Annotated in this window: 27 protein-coding genes and 1 other annotated feature; of the genes, 20 read left to right on the top strand and 7 right to left on the bottom strand. The window is 42.3% G+C overall.

What is annotated here, in order from left to right:
• The first annotated feature begins 39 nt into the window (after positions 1–39).
• The 12 genes from HC660_RS12585 to HC660_RS12530 all read left to right on the top strand — a co-directional run bounded on the left by HC660_RS12585 (position 40) and on the right by HC660_RS12530 (position 12,436).
• Positions 40–183, top strand: a complete 144-nt coding sequence (locus HC660_RS12585; protein ID WP_024122087.1) for a YqzL family protein — start codon at positions 40–42, stop codon at positions 181–183.
• A gap of 36 nt (positions 184–219) precedes the next feature.
• Positions 220–987, top strand: coding sequence for a DNA repair protein RecO (recO, locus tag HC660_RS12580; RefSeq protein WP_168748263.1), 768 nt, complete (start codon positions 220–222; stop codon positions 985–987).
• Between the two features lie 39 nt (positions 988–1,026).
• Positions 1,027–1,201: a binding site (T-box leader), on the top strand.
• A gap of 82 nt (positions 1,202–1,283) precedes the next feature.
• Positions 1,284–2,171 (top strand): glycine--tRNA ligase subunit alpha, encoded by an 888-nt coding sequence (gene glyQ / locus HC660_RS12575; RefSeq protein WP_010334976.1) that lies wholly within the window; start codon positions 1,284–1,286, stop codon positions 2,169–2,171.
• The gene (gene glyS / locus HC660_RS12570; RefSeq protein WP_168748262.1) at positions 2,164–4,203 is read left to right on the top strand and encodes a glycine--tRNA ligase subunit beta; all 2,040 of its coding nucleotides are present in this window, start codon (positions 2,164–2,166) and stop codon (positions 4,201–4,203) included. The genes glyQ and glyS overlap by 8 nt, the downstream gene beginning before the upstream one ends.
• 134 nt (positions 4,204–4,337) lie before the next feature.
• On the top strand, positions 4,338–4,976 hold the full coding sequence (gene ccpN, locus HC660_RS12565; RefSeq protein ID WP_024122084.1) for a transcriptional regulator CcpN: 639 nt from the start codon (positions 4,338–4,340) through the stop codon (positions 4,974–4,976).
• Between the two features lie 25 nt (positions 4,977–5,001).
• Entirely contained in the window at positions 5,002–5,814 is an 813-nt protein-coding gene (locus HC660_RS12560; protein ID WP_003237056.1) for a pyruvate, water dikinase regulatory protein, read from the top strand.
• 253 nt (positions 5,815–6,067) lie between these two features.
• Positions 6,068–6,562 (top strand): YaiI/YqxD family protein, encoded by a 495-nt coding sequence (locus tag HC660_RS12555; RefSeq protein WP_168748261.1) that lies wholly within the window; start codon positions 6,068–6,070, stop codon positions 6,560–6,562.
• A 33-nt stretch (positions 6,563–6,595) separates the two neighbouring features.
• The gene (dnaG, locus tag HC660_RS12550; RefSeq protein ID WP_168748260.1) at positions 6,596–8,407 is read left to right on the top strand and encodes a DNA primase; all 1,812 of its coding nucleotides are present in this window, start codon (positions 6,596–6,598) and stop codon (positions 8,405–8,407) included.
• Between the two features lie 199 nt (positions 8,408–8,606).
• Positions 8,607–9,722: an RNA polymerase sigma factor RpoD gene (gene rpoD / locus HC660_RS12545; protein ID WP_003226225.1), complete on the top strand. Its 1,116-nt coding sequence runs from the start codon at positions 8,607–8,609 to the stop codon at positions 9,720–9,722.
• 327 nt (positions 9,723–10,049) lie between these two features.
• The gene (gene cccA, locus HC660_RS12540; RefSeq protein ID WP_010334972.1) at positions 10,050–10,412 is read left to right on the top strand and encodes a cytochrome c550; all 363 of its coding nucleotides are present in this window, start codon (positions 10,050–10,052) and stop codon (positions 10,410–10,412) included.
• A gap of 241 nt (positions 10,413–10,653) precedes the next feature.
• On the top strand, positions 10,654–11,322 hold the full coding sequence (gene trmK / locus HC660_RS12535; protein WP_244956503.1) for a tRNA (adenine(22)-N(1))-methyltransferase TrmK: 669 nt from the start codon (positions 10,654–10,656) through the stop codon (positions 11,320–11,322).
• Entirely contained in the window at positions 11,315–12,436 is a 1,122-nt protein-coding gene (locus HC660_RS12530; RefSeq protein WP_168748258.1) for a Nif3-like dinuclear metal center hexameric protein, read from the top strand. Before trmK ends, HC660_RS12530 begins: the two co-directional genes overlap by 8 nt.
• Positions 12,437–12,458: 22 nt before the next feature.
• Here the strand turns inward: HC660_RS12530 and HC660_RS12525 are convergent, their stop codons facing one another.
• Together HC660_RS12525 and vrrA are read right to left on the bottom strand one after the other, a co-directional pair.
• The gene (locus tag HC660_RS12525; RefSeq protein WP_010334969.1) at positions 12,459–13,403 is read right to left on the bottom strand and encodes a 4-hydroxy-3-methylbut-2-enyl diphosphate reductase; all 945 of its coding nucleotides are present in this window, start codon (positions 13,401–13,403) and stop codon (positions 12,459–12,461) included.
• 123 nt (positions 13,404–13,526) lie between these two features.
• Entirely contained in the window at positions 13,527–14,234 is a 708-nt protein-coding gene (gene vrrA, locus HC660_RS12520; RefSeq protein ID WP_168748257.1) for a VrrA/YqfQ family protein, read from the bottom strand.
• A 168-nt stretch (positions 14,235–14,402) separates the two neighbouring features.
• Here vrrA and cshB point away from each other — a divergent pair, with 168 nt between their 5' ends.
• Together cshB and HC660_RS12510 are read left to right on the top strand one after the other, a co-directional pair.
• Complete coding sequence (gene cshB / locus HC660_RS12515) at positions 14,403–15,719, top strand: DEAD-box ATP-dependent RNA helicase CshB (RefSeq protein WP_168748256.1); 1,317 nt, start codon at positions 14,403–14,405, stop codon at positions 15,717–15,719.
• A 9-nt stretch (positions 15,720–15,728) separates the two neighbouring features.
• On the top strand, positions 15,729–16,622 hold the full coding sequence (locus tag HC660_RS12510; RefSeq protein ID WP_024122077.1) for a deoxyribonuclease IV: 894 nt from the start codon (positions 15,729–15,731) through the stop codon (positions 16,620–16,622).
• 31 nt (positions 16,623–16,653) lie between these two features.
• Here the strand turns inward: HC660_RS12510 and HC660_RS12505 are convergent, their stop codons facing one another.
• Positions 16,654–16,908 carry a DUF2624 domain-containing protein gene (locus tag HC660_RS12505; RefSeq protein WP_168748255.1) on the bottom strand — a complete coding sequence of 85 codons (255 nt, stop codon included), beginning with the start codon at positions 16,906–16,908 and terminating at the stop codon, positions 16,654–16,656.
• Between the two features lie 116 nt (positions 16,909–17,024).
• On the opposite strand from HC660_RS12505, the gene HC660_RS12500 reads away from it, so the two are divergent.
• Together HC660_RS12500 and zur are read left to right on the top strand one after the other, a co-directional pair.
• Positions 17,025–17,906: a YitT family protein gene (locus HC660_RS12500; protein ID WP_168748254.1), complete on the top strand. Its 882-nt coding sequence runs from the start codon at positions 17,025–17,027 to the stop codon at positions 17,904–17,906.
• A gap of 141 nt (positions 17,907–18,047) precedes the next feature.
• Positions 18,048–18,485: a zinc uptake transcriptional repressor Zur gene (zur, locus tag HC660_RS12495; protein WP_010334964.1), complete on the top strand. Its 438-nt coding sequence runs from the start codon at positions 18,048–18,050 to the stop codon at positions 18,483–18,485.
• Positions 18,486–18,528: 43 nt separating this feature from the next.
• Here zur and HC660_RS12490 read toward each other — a convergent pair whose 3' ends face one another.
• A complete protein-coding gene (locus HC660_RS12490; protein ID WP_010334963.1) occupies positions 18,529–19,110 on the bottom strand; it encodes a nucleotidase in 582 nt (193 codons plus the stop codon).
• Between the two features lie 131 nt (positions 19,111–19,241).
• Here HC660_RS12490 and HC660_RS12485 point away from each other — a divergent pair, with 131 nt between their 5' ends.
• Positions 19,242–19,631: a DUF308 domain-containing protein gene (locus tag HC660_RS12485; protein WP_081720839.1), complete on the top strand. Its 390-nt coding sequence runs from the start codon at positions 19,242–19,244 to the stop codon at positions 19,629–19,631.
• 25 nt (positions 19,632–19,656) lie between these two features.
• Here the strand turns inward: HC660_RS12485 and ispG are convergent, their stop codons facing one another.
• The 3 genes from ispG to HC660_RS12470 all read right to left on the bottom strand — a co-directional run bounded on the left by ispG (position 19,657) and on the right by HC660_RS12470 (position 22,067).
• A complete protein-coding gene (ispG, locus tag HC660_RS12480) occupies positions 19,657–20,775 on the bottom strand; it encodes a flavodoxin-dependent (E)-4-hydroxy-3-methylbut-2-enyl-diphosphate synthase (protein ID WP_211090775.1) in 1,119 nt (372 codons plus the stop codon).
• A 133-nt stretch (positions 20,776–20,908) separates the two neighbouring features.
• The gene (locus HC660_RS12475) at positions 20,909–21,208 is read right to left on the bottom strand and encodes a protein YqfZ (RefSeq protein WP_168748252.1); all 300 of its coding nucleotides are present in this window, start codon (positions 21,206–21,208) and stop codon (positions 20,909–20,911) included.
• A 97-nt stretch (positions 21,209–21,305) separates the two neighbouring features.
• Positions 21,306–22,067 carry a DUF1189 domain-containing protein gene (locus HC660_RS12470; RefSeq protein ID WP_168748251.1) on the bottom strand — a complete coding sequence of 254 codons (762 nt, stop codon included), beginning with the start codon at positions 22,065–22,067 and terminating at the stop codon, positions 21,306–21,308.
• A gap of 129 nt (positions 22,068–22,196) precedes the next feature.
• Here HC660_RS12470 and HC660_RS12465 point away from each other — a divergent pair, with 129 nt between their 5' ends.
• From HC660_RS12465 to HC660_RS12455, 3 genes are all read left to right on the top strand, one after another.
• A complete protein-coding gene (locus tag HC660_RS12465) occupies positions 22,197–22,679 on the top strand; it encodes a DUF456 domain-containing protein (RefSeq protein WP_010334953.1) in 483 nt (160 codons plus the stop codon).
• A 177-nt stretch (positions 22,680–22,856) separates the two neighbouring features.
• Entirely contained in the window at positions 22,857–23,465 is a 609-nt protein-coding gene (gene sodA / locus HC660_RS12460) for a superoxide dismutase SodA (RefSeq protein WP_010334952.1), read from the top strand.
• Between the two features lie 107 nt (positions 23,466–23,572).
• Entirely contained in the window at positions 23,573–24,865 is a 1,293-nt protein-coding gene (locus HC660_RS12455) for an MFS transporter (protein ID WP_010334951.1), read from the top strand.
• Positions 24,866–24,936: the final 71 nt, after the last annotated feature.

Raw genomic sequence — 24,936 nt, 5'->3', positions numbered from 1 at the left:
TTAGGTAAGCTAGTTTAACTACAGAAAGGTGGGTTTCTTGTGTTGAATTTTACCTGGAACGTATTTTCTCAAACAGGAAATGTTGATACGTATCTTCTTTTTAAAGAACTGGAAAAAGAGAACATGGAAAGACCCGAAGAACTAGAAGATGAGCTAGCCCGATTTGATTTTCCAATTTTATAGACCTCTTGACCGCTCCTGTTTTAGGAAGGTGCGGAAATGCTGACAAAATGTGAAGGAATCGTTCTTCGTACCAATGATTACGGAGAGACGAATAAAATAGTTACTTTACTGACAAGAGAGTACGGAAAAATAGGTGTTATGGCCAGAGGAGCCAAAAAACCGAACAGCCGTTTATCAGCAGTCAGCCAGCCCTTTTTGTATGGTTCATTCTTAATGCAGAAAACAACAGGCCTCGGAACCCTTCAGCAGGGTGAAATGATTCTCAGCATGAGAGGCATCAGAGAGGATTTGTTTTTAACTGCATATGCAGCTTTTATTGCCGAGCTTGTTGACAAAGGCACAGAAGAAAAAAAACCAAATCCCTATTTGTTTGAATTTATTTTAGAATCCTTTAAACAGCTTGATGAAGGAACTGACCCGGATGTTATCACCTTCATTGTTCAAATGAAGATGCTTGCTGTGATGGGACTGTATCCTGAGCTTAATCACTGTGTGCATTGTAAAAGCCAGGATGGGACATTCCATTTTTCTGTTCGCGATAACGGTTTTATTTGCCACCGCTGCTTTGACAAAGACCCTTACAAGGTGCCGATTAAACCGCAAACGGCAAGGCTATTGAGATTGTTTTATTACTTTGATCTTTCAAGGATTGGCAATGTGTCCTTAAAGCAGGAAACGAAAGATGAAGTAAAGCAAGTTATTGACTTGTACTACGAAGAATATTCAGGAGTTTATCTGAAATCGAAGCGCTTTTTAGATCAAATGGAGAGCATGAAACATCTTATGGGTGAAAACAAAAGTTGACATCTGGCCCATCTTTTTATATGATCATTTATTATAAAATATGTTGCAGTGAGAGAAAGAAGTACTTGCGTATACCTCATAAAAGCGACCTTAGGACGGTGTAAGCTAAGGATGAGCACGCAACGAAAGGCATTCTTGAGCAATTTTAAAAAAGAGGCTGGGATTTGGTTCTCAGCAACTAGGGTGGAACCGCGGGAGAACTCTCGTCCCTATGTTTGCGGCTGGCAAGCATAGAGACGGGAGTTTTTTGGTTGCTGCCGCAGCAATTTTATGAAAGAAAAGTGGAGGTGCTTGAAATGAATATTCAAGACATGATTCTAACCCTGCAGAAGCATTGGTCCAATGAAGGCTGTGTGCTCATGCAGGCATACGATGTAGAAAAAGGGGCCGGCACGATGAGCCCGTATACATTTTTGCGCAGTATCGGTCCTGAGCCGTGGAAAGTGGCTTACGTTGAGCCGTCAAGACGCCCAGCTGACGGCCGATATGGAGAAAACCCGAACAGACTTTATCAGCATCATCAATTTCAGGTCATCATTAAACCGTCACCTGATAACATTCAAGAGCTGTATTTAGACTCTTTGCGCGCTCTCGGAATTGATCCGCTTGAGCATGACATCCGTTTCGTTGAAGACAACTGGGAAAATCCGTCTTTAGGCTGTGCGGGTCTTGGCTGGGAAGTATGGCTTGACGGAATGGAAATTACACAATTCACGTATTTCCAGCAGGTTGGAGGACTCGAGTGTAAGCCTGTTTCCGTTGAGATTACATACGGAATTGAGCGTCTGGCATCTTATATTCAAGATAAAGAAAATGTATTTGATCTTGAGTGGACGTCAGGGTTTACCGTGAAAGATTTATTCATGATGGCTGAGTACGAGCATTCCGTTTATACATTTGAAACATCTGATGTTGATATGCTGTTCCAATTATTCAGCACGTATGAAAAAGAAGCGATCAAGCAAATGGATAACGGTCTTGTGCATCCTGCATATGACTACGTGCTTAAATGCTCGCACACATTCAACCTTCTTGATGCCAAAGGGGCAATCTCTGTTACAGAGCGGACAGGCTATATCGGAAGAGTGCGGAATTTAGCAAGGAAAGTCGCAAAAACCTATTATGAGGAACGAGAAAAACTAGGGTTCCCAATGCTTAAAGGGGAGGGTTCTTCTCATGAGTAAACAGGATTTACTTTTAGAGATCGGATTAGAGGAAATGCCGGCGCGCTTTTTGAATGAAAGCATGGTTCAGCTTGGCGAAAAGCTGACAGGCTGGCTTGCAGAAAAAAATATCGCACACGGTGAAGTGAAGCTTTTTAATACACCGAGACGCCTTGCTGTTTTCGTAAAGGGTGTAGCAGAAAAGCAGGATGATATAAAAGAAGAAGCAAAAGGGCCTGCAAAAAAAATCGCCCTTGATGCTGACGGCAACTGGACAAAAGCGGCGATTGGGTTTTCAAAAGGGCAAGGTGCCAGCATGGAAGACTTGTACATGAAAGAAATAAAAGGCACAGAATATGTTTTTGTGCAAAAATTCCAAGCAGGCCAAGAAACCAAAACACTTCTGCCTGAACTGAACAGCTTAATTACAAGCCTTCATTTCCCGAAAAACATGAGATGGGGAAATGAAGATCTGCGTTATATCCGTCCGATTAAATGGATTGTCGCTTTATTTGGCCAGGATGTCATTCCGTTTGCAATCACAAATGTTGAGTCAGGTCGGACGACACAGGGGCACCGTTTCCTGGGTCATGAAGTGTCTATTGAATCGCCTTCAAGTTATGAAGAACAGCTGAAAGAGCAGCATGTGATTGCTGATCCAAATGTTCGCAAACACATGATTCAATCGCAGCTGGAAGCAATGGCCGAAGAAAACAAATGGAGTATTCCGGTTGACGAGGACCTCCTTGATGAAGTCAATCATTTAGTAGAGTATCCGACGGCTCTTTACGGTTCATTTGAATCTGAGTTCCTGTCCATTCCTGAGGAAGTGCTTGTAACGACAATGAAAGAGCATCAGCGCTATTTCCCTGTTAAAGACAAGAACGGAGATTTGCTTCCTTACTTTATCACAGTCCGTAACGGAAACAGCCACGCGATTGAAAATGTCGCGCGAGGCAATGAGAAAGTGCTGCGTGCACGTTTATCCGATGCTTCCTTCTTCTACAAGGAAGATCAGAAGCTGAACATTGATGAAAATGTGAAGAAGCTTGAAAACATTGTGTTCCATGAAGAGCTTGGCTCTCTCGCTGATAAGGTAAGAAGAGTAACAGCGATCGCAGAGAAGCTTGCTGTCCGTCTTCAAGCTGATGAAGATACATTAAAACACGTGAAACGTGCTGCTGAAATTTCTAAGTTCGACCTTGTGACACATATGATATATGAATTCCCTGAGCTTCAAGGAATTATGGGTGAAAAGTATGCGAGAATGCTTGGCGAACATGATGCTGTAGCTGCGGCTGTCAACGAACACTATATGCCTAGATCCGCAGGCGGAGAAACACCTTCCACTTTCACTGGGGCAGTCGTGGCAATGGCGGATAAGCTAGATACAATCGCATCCTTCTTCTCTATTGGCGTCATTCCGACTGGTTCACAGGATCCTTACGGCTTGCGCCGCCAAGCGAGCGGTATTGTTGCGATTCTGCTGGACCGGAACTGGGGCATTTCGTTTGAAGAGCTGTTGACTTTCGTACAAACGGAAAAAGAAACCGAACTGTTAGATTTCTTCACTCAGCGTCTAAAATACGTCTTAAATGCGGAGCAGATCAGACATGATGTAATAGATGCCGTGCTGGAAAGCTCTGAGCTTGAGCCGTATTCAGCGCTCCACAAAGCGCAAGTGCTGGAACAAAAACTGGGTGCCTCGGGCTTTAAAGAAACAGCTGAAGCTTTAGGCCGAGTGATCTCTATCAGCAAAAAAGGAGTTCGCGGAGATATTCAGCCTGAATTGTTCGAAAATGAATACGAAGCGAAGCTGTACGAAGCTTATCAAACTGCTAAACAAAATCTGCAGGAAAGTTTCAGCAAAAAAGATTATGAGGCGGCACTTTCTTCACTAGCAGCCTTGAAGGAACCGATCGATGCTTATTTCGACCATACGATGGTTATTGCTGATAACGAGGCATTAAAGGCAAACCGATTAGCGCAAATGGTAAACTTGGCGGATCAGATCAAGTCCTTTGCTAATATGAATGCCCTTATTGTAAAATAAAGAGAGAAAAGGCGGTTGCTGTGTGATCGGTAATCGTCTTTTCCCCATTTGAACGTTTTTTTGTTTGATTACAGAGCATTTACGTTATAATATGGTTTATTATTCTCTTTACATAGATATGAAGTGAAAAGGTGGTGAGTACGATCGAACTAAATAAACGGCAAGAACATATTTTGCAGATTGTAAAAGAAAACGGACCGATTACAGGGGAGCATATTGCCGAACAGCTGAATTTAACGAGAGCAACACTGCGTCCTGATTTAGCCATACTCACCATGTCAGGTTTCCTTGAGGCGCGCCCGAGAGTCGGTTATTTCTATACTGGAAAAACCGGTACGCAGCTGCTGGCAGATAAACTGAAAAAGCTTCAGGTGAAAGACTTTCAATCTATCCCCGTCGTTATTCACGAAAACGTTTCTGTATATGATGCGATTTGCACCATGTTTTTAGAAGATGTAGGTACTCTGTTTGTAGTGGACCGTGATGCTGTTTTAGTCGGAGTGCTTTCACGAAAGGATTTACTACGAGCCAGCATCGGCCAGCAGGAGCTTACTTCTGTCCCTGTGCACATTATTATGACTAGAATGCCGAATATTACAGTGTGCAGACGCGAGGATTATGTGATGGACATTGCAAAGCACTTAATTGAAAAACAAATCGATGCGCTGCCTGTCATCAAAGATACCGATAAAGGATATGAAGTGATCGGCAGAGTGACGAAAACGAATATGACCAAAATACTTGTCAGTTTATCAGAAAATGAAATCCTATAAGAGCGCAGACTAACGGGGGGATAATATGAATAACCGCATCATCTATGTCGTATCGGATTCCGTCGGTGAAACGGCTGAATTGGTAGTCAAAGCTGCATTAAGCCAATTTAACGGATCAGCAGACGATACACATGTAAGAAGAATTCCTTATGTTGAAGACATTGGCACTATCAATGAAGTGATTTCGCTTGCAAAAGCAGATGGAGGCATTATCTGTTTTACACTTGTGGTGCCGGAAATAAGAGAATATTTGATTGCCGAAGCGGAAAAAGCAAATGTCTTATATTATGATATTATCGGCCCGTTAATTGATAAAATGGAAACAGCCTACGGTTTAACGGCGAAGTATGAACCGGGACGGGTCCGCCAGCTTGATGAAGATTATTTCAAAAAGGTCGAAGCCATTGAGTTTGCTGTTAAATACGATGATGGGCGTGACCCACGAGGCATTTTAAAAGCTGATATCGTTTTGATCGGTGTATCGAGAACCTCTAAAACACCGTTATCTCAATATCTTGCCCACAAGCGGCTGAAGGTTGCCAATGTCCCGATTGTTCCGGAGGTTGACCCGCCGGAAGAGCTCTTTAATGTTGACCCGAAAAAATGCATCGGCCTGAAGATCAGTCCGGATAAACTGAATCATATCAGAAAAGAACGGTTAAAATCACTTGGCCTCAATGACAAGGCCATTTATGCAAATATCAACAGAATTAAAGAGGAACTGGAATATTTCGAAAAGATCGTGGATCGAATCGGCTGCCAAGTTGTAGATGTTTCAAATAAAGCAGTAGAAGAAACAGCAAATATTATCCATCATCTCAAAACGAAAAACATGTAACTCAGGACGCTCTATCCTGGGTTTTTGACTTTGCCAAAAGGGAATAATGAAAAACAATAGCATCTTTGTGAAGTTTGTATTATAATAAAAAATTGTGATAAAATGATTAATTTTAGGTTTAAGGTTCGTGTGATACGAATAAACTATTATGGGTAAGATGTCAAGAATTTCTCCCGGAAATTTTTCGACAAATTCAAATACACCCGCATTTTTGCAGGGTGTGCGATTTTGCTTGCTTTTATGCAGGAGTTTAATGGAGGGATGGAGAATTACTCTTCTTAATGAAAAAGAAAAGACGATTTTTGTCGATGCTGATGCTTGTCCAGTAAAAGACGAAATTTTACAAACAGCATCCGATTATGAAGTTCAAGTTCTTTTTGTCGCTTCATTTGAACATTACCAGCTTTCCAGAAGTCAGGAAGAAAAATGGAAGTATGTTGATCCTCATAAAGAAGCTGCTGATTTATATATCGCAAATCATGTAAAACCGGGAGATGTCGTGGTGACGCAGGATATTGGTTTAGCGTCCCTGCTTCTGAACAGGAACGTCACTGTCATGTCGGAGAGAGGACGTCTTTACAAGGAAGATACGATTGATTTTGCCCTTGAAGGCCGTCATGTTTCCGGCAAACAAAGGAGAAAAGGCATTTATGCCAAAGGGCCTAAAAAATTGAATCATGAAGATCGAGAACGATTTGTTACGCTGCTGCAAAAAATCCTGTCGAACGATGAAGGGATTTTGCACTAAAACATCGAATAATGTACGACGGAGTGTTATAAGATGGGAAATCGGATACCAGATGAAATTGTAGACAAGGTGCAAAAGTCGGCAGATATCGTTGAAGTCATAGGTGATTATGTTCAATTAAAGAAGCAAGGCCGAAACTACTTTGGACTCTGTCCTTTTCATGGAGAAAGCACACCTTCGTTTTCCGTATCGCCAGACAAACAGATTTTTCATTGCTTCGGCTGCGGAGCGGGTGGCAATGTCTTCTCCTTTTTGAGGCAGATGGAGGGTTATTCGTTTGCTGAATCGGTTTCCCACCTTGCGGACAAATACCACATTGATTTTCCAGATGATATAACGGTTCACACCGCAGTCCGGCCAGAATCCACCGGAGAACAAAAAATGGCGGAGGCTCATGAGCTTCTGAAGAAATTTTACCATCATTTGTTAATAAATACAAAAGAAGGCCAGGATGCGCTGGATTATTTGCTTGCAAGAGGGTTTACGAAAGAGCTGATTGATGAATTTCAGATTGGCTATGCACTTGATTCTTGGGACTTCATAACGAAATTTCTCGCCAAGAGAGGCTTCAGTGAAACTCAAATGGAAAAAGCGGGGCTGCTCATTAGACGCGAAGACGGAAGCGGATATTTTGACCGTTTCAGAAACCGGATCATGTTTCCGATCCATGACCATCATGGAGCTGTTGTGGCTTTCTCAGGCCGAGCGCTTGGCAGCCAGCAGCCAAAATATATGAACAGCCCGGAAACGCCGCTTTTTCATAAAAGCAAGCTGCTTTATCATTTTCACAAGGCCCGCCTTCATATCAGAAAGCAGGAAAGAGCTGTCTTATTCGAGGGATTCGCCGATGTCATATCAGCGGTAAACTCAGGCGTAAAAGAGAGTGTAGCGACGATGGGTACGTCTCTGACAGATGATCATGTAAAGATTCTGAGAAGAAACGTGGAGGAGATCATTCTTTGCTATGACTCTGATAAAGCCGGATATGAAGCCACCTTGAAAGCTGCAGAGCTTCTTCAGAAAAAAGATTGTAAAGTCAGAGTCGCTATGATCCCTGACGGATTGGACCCTGACGATTACATTAAACAGTACGGCGGAGAAAAATTCAAAAACGACATTGTCGATGCAAGCGTTACGGTGATGGCGTTTAAAATGCAATATTTCCGGAAAGGAAAGAACCTGTCCGATGAAGGCGATCGATTAGCCTACATTAAAGAAGTGCTTAAAGAAATCAGCGCGCTGTCAGGATCACTTGAACAGGAAGTCTACGTGAAACAGCTTGCTTCCGAATTTTCGATTTCCCAGGAGTCATTAACTGAGCAGCTGACTGTATTCGGCAGGCAAAACAAACCTACTGACAGCAGCGGTGAAACGAAAACAAGAAGAGCGCATTTGACAACTAAGGCAAGGCAAAAACGGCTGCGCCCGGCGTATGAAAATGCAGAAAGGCTTTTACTGGCGCATATGCTTCGTGACAGGGGCGTCATAAAAAAAGTCATTGACCGGGTCGGGTTTGAATTTAATATTGATGAACACCGCGCTTTGGCCGCCTATCTGTACGCTTTATATGAAGAGGGTGCCGAGCTGACGCCTCAGCATCTTATGGCCAGGGTGACGGATGATCATATAAGCCAGGTATTGTCTGATATTTTAATGCTTCAGATTAATCAAGAACTCAGCGAGGCCGAGTTATCAGATTATGTGAAAAAAGTGTTGAATCACAGAAAATGGTCAATGATAAAAGAAAAAGAGGCGGAAAGAGCCGAAGCCGAAAGGCAAAAAGATTTTTTGAGAGCCGCATCTCTGGCTCAAGAAATCGTTACATTGAACCGATCTTTAAAATAACAGGGACAACTGATGAGGAGCTTTTATTGGCAATGATTCCTTGCGGAGGAGCAAATAGATCGCTTGACCTCATCATGAATTGTCATTTCATTATTCGCACATTGTTAAAGGCAGTTCACATAGAAAACGCCTGAATGGACCGAATAAGAATCATACCGCTTTTAGAATTCGTTGCAAGCTTTGGAAGGAGGGATCCATAATGGCTGATAAACAAACCCACGAAACAGAATTAACATTCGACCAAGTGAAAGAACAATTAACTGAGTCTGGTAAAAAACGTGGCGTTTTGACATATGAAGAAATTGCTGAGCGTATGTCCAGCTTTGAGATTGAGTCAGACCAAATGGATGAGTATTATGAATTTTTAGGTGAACAAGGTGTTGAATTAATTAGTGAGAATGAAGAAACAGAAGATCCTAATATTCAGCAGCTTGCCAAAGCCGAAGAAGAATTTGACCTTAATGACCTAAGTGTACCGCCTGGTGTCAAAATCAACGACCCAGTACGTATGTATTTAAAGGAAATCGGCCGGGTTAACCTTCTTTCTGCAAAGGAAGAAATCGCCTATGCGCAAAAAATTGAAGAAGGTGATGAAGAATCCAAACGCAGATTGGCCGAAGCGAACCTGCGGCTTGTTGTCAGCATCGCCAAACGGTACGTCGGACGCGGAATGCTGTTCCTTGATCTGATTCAAGAAGGTAACATGGGTCTGATGAAAGCCGTTGAGAAATTTGATTATCGTAAGGGTTATAAATTCAGTACGTATGCTACGTGGTGGATCAGACAGGCGATTACACGCGCCATTGCCGATCAGGCGAGAACGATCCGGATCCCCGTTCATATGGTTGAAACCATTAATAAATTAATCCGCGTACAGCGTCAGCTATTGCAAGACTTAGGCAGAGAGCCAACACCTGAAGAAATTGCGGAAGACATGGATCTAACACCTGAAAAAGTACGTGAAATCTTAAAAATAGCACAAGAGCCAGTGTCTCTTGAAACACCGATCGGTGAAGAGGATGATTCCCATCTTGGTGATTTCATCGAAGATCAAGAGGCTACTTCACCTTCAGATCATGCGGCATACGAGCTATTGAAAGAGCAGCTTGAAGACGTGCTTGATACGTTAACAGATCGTGAAGAAAATGTATTGCGGCTTCGATTCGGTCTTGATGACGGACGTACAAGAACATTGGAAGAGGTCGGCAAGGTATTTGGAGTTACGAGAGAGCGTATTCGACAAATCGAAGCGAAAGCGCTGCGGAAACTAAGACATCCTAGCAGAAGTAAACGTTTGAAAGATTTTCTAGAATAAGATGGAACGGGTCTTGCAGATCCGTTCTTCTTTTTTAAAAAGATATATGGATAATATGTCTTTATTTTACTGAAAAATGATGTCATTTGCAAATGAACATTGCGATGAAAAATTTCAATATACCAATCCATATTTTCTATTGTAAGCGTATACAATACATTATACAATAGAATAAAAGGAATGTTAGAGAAATAGGCATGTTTTGATTTAATTTTGTATAAAGTGTGAATAAAAAACTTTTGTATGCCAATCCATTTACTTTTTGTAAAAATAAGTTAGAATTAGAAGTGTTTACATAGGGGGAAGGATCATAAAGGGGGAAGGGAAATGAAATGGAATCCGCTTATTCCATTTTTACTGATCGCTGTTTTAGGTATTGGTCTGACTTTCTTTTTATCAGTAAAGGGGCTTGATGACTCTCGCGAGATTGCGAGCGGAGGAGAAAGCAAGTCTGCTGAAAAAGATGATGCAAACGCTTCACCGGAAGACATTTACAAGGCAAATTGTATTACCTGTCATGGGGAAAATTATGAAGGAGTTTCTGGTCCGAGTTTAAAAGGTGTAGGGGATAAGAAGGATGTCGCTGAAATCAAAACAAAGATTGAAAAGGGCGGTAATGGAATGCCTTCCGGTCTTGTTCCGGCTGATAAGCTTGATGACATGGCAGAATGGGTGTCTAAAATTAAATAAAGGATGTATCTTTCTCCTTATACGTTCTCAGGCCGCCGAGATGTTCTCGACAGCCTTTTATTTTTGTCCTATTCCATACTGTTTTTGTTCCTGCAAAGAAATAAACTGAAAATCATTCGCTCAGCTTGGATTCCGGGCTGATTTTTTATATGATAGAAAAGGAAAAAATGATTGAGAAAAGTTGTGATGACAAGTGAACGAATTAAAATTATCAAAACGATTACAAACAGTAGCGGAGTACATACCGGATGGAGCGGTAGTAGCGGATATTGGTTCTGACCATGCTTACCTTCCTTGTTATGCGGTGCTGAATCATAAAGCGAGCAAAGCTATTGCTGGAGAAATAACAGACGGTCCATTCTTGTCTGCCAAACGGCAGGTCGACAAATCGGGTTTAAGCGCACACATAACGGTAAGACAAGGAGACGGCCTTGAAGTGCTTCAGAAAGGTGAGGCTGACGCCATAACAATTGCCGGAATGGGCGGGTCACTGATCGCTCATATTTTAGAAGCAGGCAAAGAAAAACTGACAGGTAAAGAACGGCTTATTTTACAGCCGAATATTCATGCCGTTCATATTAGAGAATGGCTGTATAAAGAAGGGTACGCACTTATTGATGAAGTGATTCTTGAGGAGGACGGGAAGTGCTATGAGGTGCTTGTCGCCGAAACGGGAGACAGAGATGCAGCTTATGCAGGAATTTCTTTGCCGGCAGGAATGCTCGTAGGCCCATTTTTGGCAAAAGAAAAGAATGCTGTATTTTTGAAAAAATGGACACAAGAGCTCCAGCATACTCAAAACATATATGAACAGATCAGCCGTGCTGCGACATCTGAAGATAACAAAAAGAAATTGAACGAACTAACCGATCGAATGGAGCTATTAAAGGAGGTTATCGATCATGGCTAAAACGGTAAACGGACAGCAAGTCATTCAGCTGTTTGAACAATTTTCTCCAAAAGCCTATGCAGTTGAGGGTGATAAAATCGGTCTGCAAATCGGCAGTTTAAATAAACCAGTTAAAAATGTGATGGTTACGCTGGATGTATTGGAAAGCGTCGTCGATGAAGCGATTGAAAAGGATGTTGATTTAATCATTGCACACCATCCTCCTATATTCCGGCCGCTAAAGCATATTTCAACTGATCAGCCCGGCGGAAGGCTGATTGAAAAGTGTTTGAAGCATGACATCGCCGTGTATGCGGCTCATACTAACCTAGATGTTGCGGACGGGGGTGTAAACGATTTGCTTGCTGAGGCCTTGGAGCTGAGTGGAACTGAAGTATTGGTGCCTACTTATACTGACCCTCTCAAAAAACTCGTCGTATACGTGCCGAAAGAATATGAAGAACAGGTCAGAGGCGCTCTGGGAAATGCGGGGGCAGGCCATATCGGTGAGTACAGCCATTGTGCGTTTTCATCTGAGGGCATTGGCAGCTTTAAGCCATTGGACGGCGCACAGCCTTTTATCGGAGAGGTTGGAGAGCTTGAGCTCGTACATGAAGTCAGACTGGAGACTGTGTTTCCTCAAAGCATAGAAAAAGCCGTTATAAACGCAATGATAAAAAGCCATCCGTATGAAGAAGTCGCTTATGATATTTATCCTGTCGAGCAGTCACCAGCCGAAAAAGGGCTAGGCCGTGTCGGAACACTTAAAAATGAAATGACGCTTCAGGAATTTGCTTTGTTTGTAAAAGACAAGCTTCAAGTGAACGGCGTCAGAATGGTGGGACAGGCTGACAGCATGGTGAAGAAAGTAGCTGTTCTCGGAGGAGACGGGAACAAGTATATCCATCAGGCAAAACGGAAAGGCGCAGATGTTTACGTCACGGGCGATCTATATTTCCATGTTGCCCATGATGCGATGATGCTTGGTCTGAATGTTATTGATCCAGGCCATTACGCTGAAAAAATCATGAAAGAAGGCGTCGTAAAAAAACTGACGTCAATGTGTAAGGATAAAAAAGCAGACGTCAATATCTTTATTTCCGAAACGGATACAAATCCATTTACTTTTCTATAAAAAAACTGAGGCTGTGAGGGCCTCAGTTTTTTGCTTTCACTTTTGGAAGGATTTTTTTGAGCGGAACATTGTGTTCGATTGTCCAAGTTGATGGGTCTTCATGATCGAACTGTTCTAAAAAGCGAATCACTTCTTTGGTGATCGGCGTCGGTGTTGAAGCTCCGGCAGTAACGGCGACGGTATTTACGCCTTTAAGCCATTCCAGTTTTAATTCGCTGAGATCGCCGATTCGGTACGCTTTTGTCCCGGCTATTTCCTCAGACACTTGGGCGAGCCGGTTTGAATTATTGCTTTTTGGGTCGCCGACAACGATCGTTAGGTCCGCTTTTTTCGCCTGCTCCGATACAGCCTCCTGCCGCACCTGAGTAGCCAGGCAAATCTCTTGGTGATATTCAACGTGAGGATATTTTTCCTTCACGAGCTCCATAATATCGTGAACATCCCATTGAGACATTGTCGTTTGGTTTGTTACGATCAATTTTTCAGCTTGGATATCGAGATTTTTGACATCTTCCGGTGTTTCAACCAAGTGAACGATATCAGGCGCTACGCCAACCGCTCCTTCCGGCTCCGGATGGCCTTTTTTGCCGACATAGATCACGTGGTATCCTTTTTCTTTCATTTCTAAGATTAAGTTGTGGGTTTTCGTAACATCCGGACATGTAGCGTCTATAGCGACTAATCCTTTTTCTTCAGCGATTCTTCTAACCTCGGGAGAAACGCCGTGCGCTGTGAAAATGACAGTTCCTTTTTCAACCTGCTTCAGGATGTCCAGTCGATTAGCGCCGTCCAATGTATAAATGCCATCTTCCTCAAACGCATCAGTGACGTGTTTATTATGAACAATCATCCCGAGTATATAAATGGGTCTTGGCAAGCTTTTATCCAGTGCCGCGTTTTTAGCGATTACCATAGCGTCAACAACACCATAGCAATAACCGCGCGGCGAAATTTTAATTACGTCCATTTTCGGTTGTCCTCCAATACAGAAGTGAGTAAAGGCAATATAAAAAGCCGTAATCAAACGGCTCTAATCTTGCAATCTTCTGATCTCCATTATAGCCAATCTCACTCCAGATATCAAAGAATGTTAAATATATAATCTCGGCTTAGAACTGCCGGATGTTTTTTTCGAGGAAGGAGAGGGCGTTTCCTTTTTCTGTGAGACAGATGTTTTTGATTTTTGTTCCTTTAAGTCCGGTGCTGCTGTTTTTTTTGCAGATGATGGTCTGCTTGCTTTTGATTTTTCTTTTTCACCAGATTCGTTTGACGCAGCTTTCTTTTCTGTTTCTGTATTATCTTCTGATTCTGTCTTCGTTTCTTCTTCAGTGCCCTCTGTATCATCGTTTTTGCTTAATTGACTGTAAAGCTTTATCATTGCCGGCAGGTTGCGGACTAAGGGTCCGTACTGCTGAATCATAGGGGTGACTTGCTGCGCCATGCCGAGCACTTTTTGCACATTGCCGAGCATACTGGATAACGATGCCGGATTGGCGAGATTTTGAATGCCCTGCAGACCTGCTCCTCCGCCTGCGGCTGCTCCGGGCGCCCCTGTGCCTCCTGTGCCGGGTAAAAATTTGGACAGCATCCCTTTTAAGCCTGTGCCCGCCCCATTTCTTGCTCCGGCGTTTGGCTGTGGAAGAAATTGCTGCCCTGATTGCTGGAAACTTTGCTGAGGCGGACCAAATGAAGGTCTTCGCATTTCAGGCGCTGTTCTTCCCATCATGCGCTGGTTTTGCATAGGGCGGGGCGGACCGGGCTGCGGATAGTTTCTCATTGGCTGCTGCTGTGAAAACATACTTGTACCTCCTTTCAGCTCTCTCTGCTATTACAATATGCATGGGTTTCGGTATTTGCTTTCCTTATCTGAATAAAACAAACGCCTTCCAAACGTGGTGTTTTTAAGGGAAATCGGGTATAATGTGATGATGGACACATAATGTGCCGCTTTAAGGAGCTGGGAAAAATGAAAGAAACTAAATTTGATGTGTATGAATTGAAACCGTTTATTATAGATGCAGTACATCGCCTTGGTTTTTATGAACCGACTGATATTCAAAAAAGGCTGATTCCTGCTGTATTAAAAAAAGAAAGCGTCATCGGGCAGTCTCAGACTGGAACCGGAAAGACTCACGCTTACTTACTTCCTTTGTTAAATAAAATTGATCCTGCTAAGGATGTCGTTCAGGTGGTTATTACGGCTCCGACGCGCGAGCTTGCCAACCAGATTCATCAGGAAGCGCTGAAAATCACTCAGGGTGCTGAAGGTGATTCGATCCGTTCCAAATGTTTTATCGGAGGCACAGATAAGCAGAAAGCCATTGATAAACTGAAAACGCAGCCGCATCTAGTTGTCGGAACGCCGGGACGGATTGCAGATTTAATCAAAGAACAGGCATTAAGTGTTCATAAAGCTGAGTCTCTTGTTATTGATGAAGCGGATTTAATGCTGGATATGGGCTTCCTTGCAGACGTTGATTACATTGGTTCACGTATGCCAGAGGATCTGCAGATGCTTGTGTTCTCTGCAACGATTCCGGAAAAGCTGAAACCGTTTTTGAAAAAATATATGGAAAACCCGAAATACGCCCATGTGGAGCCTAAACAGGTTACTGCTGCGAAGATTGAGCATATTCTTATTCCTTCAAAGCATCGTGATAAGGACAAGCTTCTTTTCAATATCATGTCTAATCTGACCCCTTACTTAGGCATTGTGTTTGCTAATACGAAAAACAATGCCGACCATATCGCCAAATATTTAATGGACAAAGGGATGAAAATCGGACTTCTGCACGGCGGCTTAACGCCTCGTGAGCGTAAAAAAGTCATGAAGCAGATTAATGATTTGGAATTCACTTATGTAATTGCAACTGACCTCGCCGCAAGAGGCATTGATATTAAAGGTGTCAGCCATGTCATCAACTATGAGCTGCCGGATGATCTTGATTTTTATGTTCACCGTGTGGGCAGAACAGCGCGCGCGGGTTCTTCAGGACAGGCCATGACAATTTATGAGCTTTCTGATGAGGATGCATTGGTGAAGCTTGAGAAAATGGGCATTGAGTTTGATTACCTGGAGATTGAAAAAGGCGAATGGAAAAAAGGCGATGACCGCCAGCGCCGCCAAAAGCGTAAAAAGACGCCGAACGAAGCAGATGAAATCGCCCATCGTCTCGTGAAAAAGCCGAAGAAGGTTAAGCCCGGATATAAAAAGAAAATGAGCTACGAGATGGAGAAAATTAAGAAAAAACAGCGAAGAAATCAATCTAAAAAAAGAAAGTAGGGGAACCGGTTGTTGAGAATAGGTTCACACGTCTCTATGAGCGGAAAACATATGCTTCTGGCTGCGAGTCAGGAAGCAGTCTCTTACGGGGCGAACACGTTTATGATTTATACAGGCGCGCCGCAAAATACGCGCCGAAAAAAAATTGAAGACTTAAATATAGAAGCCGGCCGCGCTCACATGCAGGAAAACGGCATCGACGAGATTATCGTACACGCGCCTTATATTATTAATATTGGCAATACGGTCAATCCGGCTACTTTTGAGCTTGGTGTTGATTTTCTCCGCTCTGAAATTGAGCGGACAGCTGCTATCGGCGCAAAGCAAATCGTCCTTCACCCGGGTGCTCATGTTGGCGCGGGAGCCGAAGAAGGCATTAAGAAAATTATTGAAGGCTTAAATGAAGTCATTGATCCGAATCAAAATGTGCAGATTGCATTAGAAACAATGGCAGGCAAAGGGTCTGAATGCGGCAGAAGTTTTGAAGAGCTTGCGCAAATTATTGATGGCGTTACACACAATGAGCATTTGTCTGTATGCTTTGACACATGCCATACACATGATGCCGGCTACAATATTGTCGAAGATTTTGACGGAGTGCTGAATGAGTTCGATAAAATTGTTGGTATTGACAGAATCAAAGTGCTCCATATCAATGACAGCAAAAATATTAAAGGCGCGAGAAAAGACCGTCATGAAAATATTGGCTTCGGGGAAATCGGATTTGACGCATTGCAATATGTCGTTCATCATGAGCAGTTAAAAGACATTCCGAAAATCCTTGAAACGCCGTATGTCGGTGAAGATAAAAAGAACAAAAAACCGCCGTACCGTTTTGAGATTCAAATGCTGAAAGAAAAGCAATTTGACAACACATTACTCGAAAAGATTTTACAGCAATAAAAAAGCGGGGGATTGAATCCCCCGCTTTTTTTCAGCTTGAGAATTGCTTGAAAAGTTCATGAACGGTTTGGGCTGTTTCTTTTGAAGTAATGGATTCTACTTGTTTCAGCAGCCGTGTACGTTCCTGCTCATTAAAAATATTCACATTTTTCCCGTATAACAGGTTTGCTACTTCAATTGCTTGCGGTTTTGTCAAACTGATTCCGTATTGCTTGGAGTACTTCAATAAATCTTCAGCAGTGGCTTGATTGAGCCTCTGCAAAATAATTCTTTGAAATAATATCATCGAACATTCCACCTCTCAGACATAATGTATGGGCAAATCAATAAAATGTGTCAGCATTTCATGGTAAAATAGAGTCATAGTCTATTTAAAATAGTTATTGCAGGAAAGGAGATTTTATGACCCCAACAAAACAACACAAAAGAGAATCATTTATCCACTTTATATTCAGGGTCATCATGATTCTGATCGGAGCTGCGTCTGCGGCGGTGAGTATTGAATTATTTTTAGTCCCCAATGATTTTATTGATGGCGGCATTATCGGTGTATCACTTATTTTAGACCACCTCTTTATGTCAAACCCCTTTCTGAATTTCGCTGTTTTTGTTGTCATCTTAAACATTCCTTTTATGATCTTCGGATATAAATATATCGGTAAGACCTTCCTCGTTTCTACTGTTATCGGGATCGTCGGCCTTGCCTTAATCGAATCCTCGCTTCACCACGTAGAAGCCATTACGACACAGCCTATTCTGGCTACAGTATTCGGAGGTCTATTGCTCGGCTTTGGCGTGGGTCTGGTGATTCGTAACGGAGGTTCAATGGACGGCACAGAAATTCTCGGTATACTGTTAACGAAAAAATTGCCGTTTTCAGTTGGTGAATTTGTGATGCTTATCAATGTATTTATCTTTATTTGGGCCGGTTTTGTGTTCGGTCCTGAGCAAGCTATGTATTCTTTCATGACTTACTACATTGCCATGAAAACCATTGATGCGGTCATCCAAGGGCTTGATGAAACAAAAGCTGTGATTATTGTCTCGGACCAGTATGATGAGATTTCCGACGCAATATTACACCGTCTCGGACGCGGAACAACGAAGCTGAAGGGAAAAGGCGGCTATACAGACGAGGAAAAAGATGTGATTTATGCAGTTGTCACAAGGCTGGAAGTGACTAAGCTCAAATCCATTGTGTTTGAAGTCGATGATAATGCCTTTATTACAATTATGAATACTCATGAAACAAGGGGCGGCAAATTCAAAACCGCAATCCACTAGGCTTTCATTTACTTTTATTCATTTTATGGGTATAATTTTATCAGTAGTTAAGAAAATGGCTTGCTGGTCAGACAGCTGCCATTTTCTTTTTGATATTTAAGATACGTTCGTTCTTAAGCAAAGCGAAAAGGGGGGCCCTTCATGAACGTACAAGAAGCGCTGAACTTACTGAAAGAAAACGGATATAAATATACAAGCAAACGGGAAGATATGCTTCAGCTTTTTGCTGATTCGGACAGGTATCTGACCGCTAAAAATGTACTTTCTGCACTAAATGATGATTATCCCGGGTTAAGCTTTGATACGATTTACAGAAACCTATCTTTGTATGAAGAGCTAGGTATTTTGGAAACGACTGAACTTTCCGGTGAAAAGCTGTTCCGATTTAAATGCTCATTTACTCATCATCACCATCATTTTATTTGCCTGGCTTGCGGCAAAACAAAGGAGATTGAGTCTTGTCCGATGGATAAGCTCTATGATGACTTAGATGGCTATCAAATCAGCGGGCATAAATTTGAGATTTACGGGACATGCCCAAGCTGTGAACAGGAAAAGCAAGATCAACCCTCTGCATGAGAGTGAAAGGATAGAGAAAAAGGAGCCTAATCAGGCTCCTTTTTTAATTTTTCACACGTATGAAAGAATGTTTATTTTCATTTATCCATTGAACCGCTTCGAGCCAGTTGTTAACTCTAATGATGTTTGAATCAATCGGAAGCTGGTTATAAGGCGAATTGAATAAAATCACCGGTATACCAGCTTCTTTTGCAATCATCATTGCGTTTCCATGATGATCCTCAAAAAACAAGTCGATGTCATGTTTTTTGACCGCTTCGACTTTATGATGCCCGCCCACAAGCTCTATGTGGTCATAATGGATGTTTTGTCTGTCAAACCATTCGTACGTAATATCGCTTAAATGAGTCCTTCTCGCCGTAATATAAATCAGCCGGTGCTCCTCTTTGAGGAGGTCAAGGGACTGTTTTGCATGCTGCGCAAGAAGTGCTTCTTTATATATCGTCGCTTCATTTTGATTCATCCAATCCCAAAATTCGTCCTGTGTAATACGTAACAGTTTTGTTAAATCATAATCCGTCATATCGTTTAATGAAATGGAAAGATTAAACGAGCGGTTTAAATAAGGGACGAATGTATCCTGAGCCGTGATTGTGCCGTCAATATCTATTCCTAAACGTAACATGCCCACACTCCTTCAGTTTCATCCTTTCAAGTGTAACATAAACAATTAGCATTACCAGAAAAGTTTAGCAAACATGAATCGGGAAAAATGGATCAAACTATAAAAGCTCCTTTATAAAACAGAAGGGGGAATTGAAGGTGGCAAACGATTACGAAAAACGTGATAACAACAGTTACTATGTAGATCATGGTTCTGAAGGAACAAATATTACCCGCGACAATGATGGTTTTTTTGAGGAAACAGCTGCTGAAATTGCAGAGCCTTTCCGTGCTTCTGACCGAAGCGATGACCAAGGGAATGACCGCAGCGGCAGCAATGTCAATGAAGGACGGGGAATAGGGTATATCGCTTTAGCCTTGTCCATTATTTCATTGTTTGTTCTTCCTGTTTTGTTGGGAGCTGCCGGTATTATTGTCGGCTATATCGCAAGAAGAAGAGGAGCCCAAAGCCTGGGCGCATGGGCTATGGGGATTGGTGTTGTCTCATTAGTGCTTGGAATATTTATTATTCCATTTTTCTAATACAAAAAAGCTTGACGGGTTCCCGTCAAGCTTTTTGTGTTTCTTCATTTAATTTCGCTTTTTCAGCCTCAAGCTTTGCGTAGTGTTCTTCAGCAAGTATGTCGATTTCTTTTTTCAGTTCTTCAACCATTGTTTCTTCTGGAACCTTACGGACAATTTTTCCTTTTCGGAACAGAAGGCCTTCGCCGCGTGCTCCAGCAATGCCGATATCAGCTTCTCTCGCTTCACCCGGGCCGTTTACCGCACATCCGAGAACGGCGACTTTAATCGGCGCTTTCACTTTAGAAATATATTCTTCCACCTCGTTGGCGATGCTGATCAAATCAATCTCGATACGGCCGCAAGTCGGGCATGAGATGAGTGTTGCAGCGTTAGAGGCCAAACCAAAGGATTTCAATAGCTCTCTCGCTACTTTAACCTCTTCTACTGGGTCTGCACTTAATGAGATACGCAGGGTGTTACCGATGCCCTTGCTTAAAATCGCGCCAAGTCCTGCTGCGCTTTTTACTGTACCGGCAAACAGCGTACCTGACTCGGTGATGCCGAGGTGAAGCGGGTAATCAAATGCTTTTGACGCTTTTTCATAAGCTTCGATGGCAAGGTTTACGTCAGAAGCCTTCATGCTGACGATAATATCGTGAAAATCAAGATCTTCAAGAATCTTAATGTGATGAAGAGCACTTTCTACCATGCCGTCTGCTGTCGGATATCCGTATTTTTCTAAAATCCGTTTTTCCAATGAACCTGCGTTTACACCGATTCGGATCGGAATCCCTTTTTCTTTTGCCGCTTTAACGACCGCTTCGACTTTTTCACGGCGCCCGATGTTGCCTGGGTTGATTCGTATTTTATCTGCGCCGCCTTCAATGGCTTTTAACGCAAGTTTATAATCAAAATGAATGTCAACGACGAGCGGAATGGAAATCCGTTTTTTAATATCCGCAATGGCGTTTGCCGCCCGTTCATCCGGACAAGCCACCCGCACGATTTGGCATCCGGCTTCAGCCAGCCGGTTAATTTCCGCAACCGTTGCTTCTACATCATGTGTTTTGGTTGTTGTCATGCTTTGGATAACGACTTCATTGTTACCGCCTATTGTTAAAGGTCCCACTTTAACGGGACGCGTTTTTGTACGATGGGTGATTTCACTCACTTGTCAATCGCTCCTTAATTGTAGTTGCCGCTTCTAGAATAAACCTAGTATGGTGTATGTCAATGTATTTTACAAATTATATTGTAACAGTGTATTCGCCGAACTGACAAGAAATTAACGTTAATTATGGGTAGACCGGGAATTTGTATGCTGTTCCTGCTTGAATCGTATTGGCTTTTACATTTGGATTAAGCGTTTCAAAATCCTTTACAATATCGTCAGGGGAACTTGCAGACCCGACAATTGACATGACCGTGTCACCCGGTTTTACCGTTACCGTTTTATATGCTGTTTCCTGCATAGTTGTTTTTGCCGATGCTTTATAAACAGGGAGGTTTTGAACAGGGATCGTTCCAATTTTAAGATCATAAAAAAGGATAAAAAGGATAAAGAGAATGCCGAATACAAAAGTGAGACGTTTCATTGACTTTGCCTCCCGCATACAACATTTTGATAACATTGTATGCTTGTCCGTTATCATTCATGACAAAAGAAAAGAGACTGCAAAGGCAGTCTCCGAATTAAGCAGCAGCTTTTTTGGACGGGAGCTCTTTTAAAACGAGAAACAGGATGACAAAGTTAACAAACCAGTTGACTAAAAATTCACTTGGCACCGTTGTTTCTAACGCACGCATAATCGTAAAAAATATCGTTGAAAGGGTGATGGAGTAAGCAGAAAGCTTCCATAGCTGCTGGTAGGACAGCTGCTTTTGCTGAGCGTTCTTTATGATTAGCCCGATAAGCGCCAAGAAAGATACCTCAATAAATTTTCCCGCCGCTGTCACGAGAAAAATGAGTACTGAAAGAACAGTCACAATCATCGCTTTATTTTGGTTTAACCCTGCAGTGATATCTTTTTTTGTTAAATCTGACGGCATCATTGAGTAAGCCATCTCTTGGGCCTGTCCGTCAATGGCCAAAACAAACTTATCCTGAAGTATACCTATTGCGTTTTGCTTTGCTTCGATTTGTTCTGTGCCATATGCATCCGTCGGATCAAACACGATGACAAAGCCGTTTGCCTTTGATTCTGTGGCTTTTTTTTCATCTGTTTGAAGTTTGCCGTTTGAAATTGTGAAATCAGGGAAATCTTTGTTTAAAACGGATTTAAAGCCGTTCATAGATTGGACGGTCCCTGAGCTTACATAATAAGCAGTGGGGATCGCAAAAAGGACAGAGAGCAAAAATACATAAAGAATCGCTTTTCCGATTCCTTGAAATCTTGTTTTTGCAATATCCCGTGGAGAGTATGTACTTTTGATGAAAAGCTGAAATACATTCACTGTCTTCACTTCCTAGCTATACAATATATGTTGCTTATTGTATCGCTGCCTGCGTTTGAATACAAGGAAGACCTGCATTGGCAGAAGTGTAAGATCAGAGATGTAAGCATATTGAGGAGGATGGATACTATGGATATTTTGTATTGGCTGTTGATCGCGGCACTATTTATCATTGCTTTTATCGGGCTTGTGTACCCTGTTATTCCAAGTGTTGTATTTATTGTAGCCGGTTTTGTATTATACGGATTTTTGTTTTCTTTCAGTCCGTATTCCTATATGTTCTGGCTGGTTGAAGCTGTATTCGCCGCAGTATTATTCGCTGCAGATTATGTTTCCAACCTGCTTGGTGTAAAAAGGTTCGGCGGAAGCAAAGCTGCTATTTGGGGAAGTACGATCGGTTTGTTAATCGGACCATTTGTGATTCCGGTTGCAGGAATCATACTAGGGCCGTTTATCGGGGCTGTTTGTGCAGAGCTTATCGTACATCAAAAAGATGTAAAATCAGCGTTTAAAATTGGGCTAGGCTCATTGATCGGCTTTTTAACGGGTGTCATTGCAAAGGGAATTATTCAGCTTCTAATGATCGGATATTTTTTATGGACTGTTCTTTAAAGATGCCATTCAGGAGGTTTAAGGTGACAAAGTAACGGTTAAAGTGAAATATGTCTGCTGAAATAGCCAAATTGTGAGCTTTTTCATTGATTACATGGCGTTCTTTTGTTACATTGAATGAAGAAAGGCTCGCTGTAAAGCGGCATTTCAGTACATATATATTAAGGAGGAATTATCATGGCTTACGAACTTCCAGAACTACCTTATGCGTACGATGCTTTAGAACCGCATATCGACAAGGAAACTATGAATATTCACCATACGAAGCACCATAACACATACGTTACAAATTTAAACAAAGCGGTTGAAGGAAACACTGCTCTTGCAAACAAATCAGTTGAAGAGCTTGTTGCAGATTTAGATTCTGTTCCTGAAAACATCCGCACAGCAGTCCGCAACAATGGCGGCGGACATGCGAACCACAAATTATTCTGGACACTTTTATCTCCAAACGGCGGTGGCGAGCCAACTGGCGAGCTTGCTGAAGAGATCAACAGTGTATTTGGAAGCTTTGACAAATTCAAAGAACAATTCGCTGCAGCAGCAGCTGGACGTTTCGGTTCAGGCTGGGCATGGCTTGTTGTAAACAACGGCAAACTTGAAATCACAAGCACGCCAAACCAAGATTCTCCGCTTTCTGAAGGCAAAACGCCTATCCTAGGTCTTGATGTTTGGGAGCATGCTTACTACCTGAACTACCAAAACCGCCGTCCTGATTACATTTCAGCTTTCTGGAATGTGGTAAACTGGGACGAAGTTGCTCGTCTTTACAGCGAAGCAAAATAATAACGCAAAACAAGGTCCTCATAAAAGGGCCTTGTTTTTTTATGTCTTCTCTTTACATATCTCCGTTTCAGTGAGACAGACTAAGGGGTAGTAAAGGGGAGTCAGTAATGAGCAAACTAAAAAAGGTAATTGGCGATGTAGATGTAAATAAAGGATTACTCCTTCTGCTGACCGTTGGCGGTCTTTACTCGTTAGGAATTGCGCTGTCCAATACATTTGTGAATGTGTATCTCTGGAAGCAGTCAGGAAAATTTATTGACTTGGCGATATACAACTTATCGATTGTGACGATGCAGCCGATAACATTTTATTTAGCTGGCCGGTTAGCCAAAAAAATAGACAGGGTTTTCATTCTCAGATTCGGAGTGATTTTTTTAGCAGCATTTTATTTAAGTGTGCTGCTGGCTGGGGAAACGGCTGCATCACGTCTTGTTCTCATCGGAGCGGTGCTCGGAGTAGGCTATGGATTTTACTGGCTCGCGTTTAATGTGCTCACCTTTGAAATAACAGAGCCTGATACGCGGGATTTTTTCAACGGCTTTATGGGCATCCTGTCCTCATCCGCAGGAATGATTGGTCCGATTGTTGCAGGATTTGTCATCTCAAGACTTGAAAATAATACGGGTTACACTGTCATTTTCAGTCTCTCCCTCAGTTTATTTGCACTGGCTGTCGTGATGAGCTTCTTCCTAAAACGGAGAGAATCAAAGGGCCATTTTATGCTGAGTAAGGTATTTGGAGAACGCCACACGAATATGAATTGGCGGCGGATTACAAATGCGCATTTTTTTCAGGGCTTGAGAGAAGGGATTTTCGTCTTTCTAATCAGTGTTTTTGTGTTTATTGAGACAAACAGCGAACTGGCTCTCGGAACCTTTGGTCTCGTCAACTCAGCTGTTTCCTTTTTTGCCTATTATTTTGCATCAAGGCTGATCAAGAAAAAGGCCCGTAAAAAATCAATTTTGCTTGGCGGCCTTATTCTGTATGGTGCGCTGTTTTTAATACTCTTTCATATGAGTTTTACGACATTATTGACGTACGGTGTGTTTATAGCGATCGGCTATCCTCTTTTGCTCGTGCCTTATGTATCGCTTACATATGATGTCATAGGCCGGGCCAGGCATGCCAGAAAAGCGAGAATTGAATATATCGTGCTGAGAGAACTTTTTCTAAACGCCGGCAGAATTGTTTCGATTTTATGCTTTCTCCTTATCGTGGCCCTTTTAAAAGAAGATATAGGTATACCATTGTCGCTTGCCATCTTGGGCATCGGACATCCGCTGATTTATTACTTTGTCAAGGATATTCGTTTTAAAGAGAAAGATGAGGAAAATGAAACTATGGAAGAAGACGGCCAGGGCCGGGTGACTGAACCGAACCTTTTAAAGGGCCAAAGATAATTTTTTGGCAAAAAGGGGTTATCTGTAGAAAAAAGTCGAAAAAACCTTTAAAATGAAAAATGGCACTCTTA

The sequence above is a fragment of the Bacillus mojavensis genome (assembly GCF_012648005.1).
In the GTDB taxonomy this organism is placed as follows: Bacteria; Bacillota; Bacilli; order Bacillales; family Bacillaceae; genus Bacillus; species Bacillus mojavensis.
Note: the sequence above shows the minus strand (reverse complement) of the source record. Positions and strands in the feature narration are given on the sequence as shown.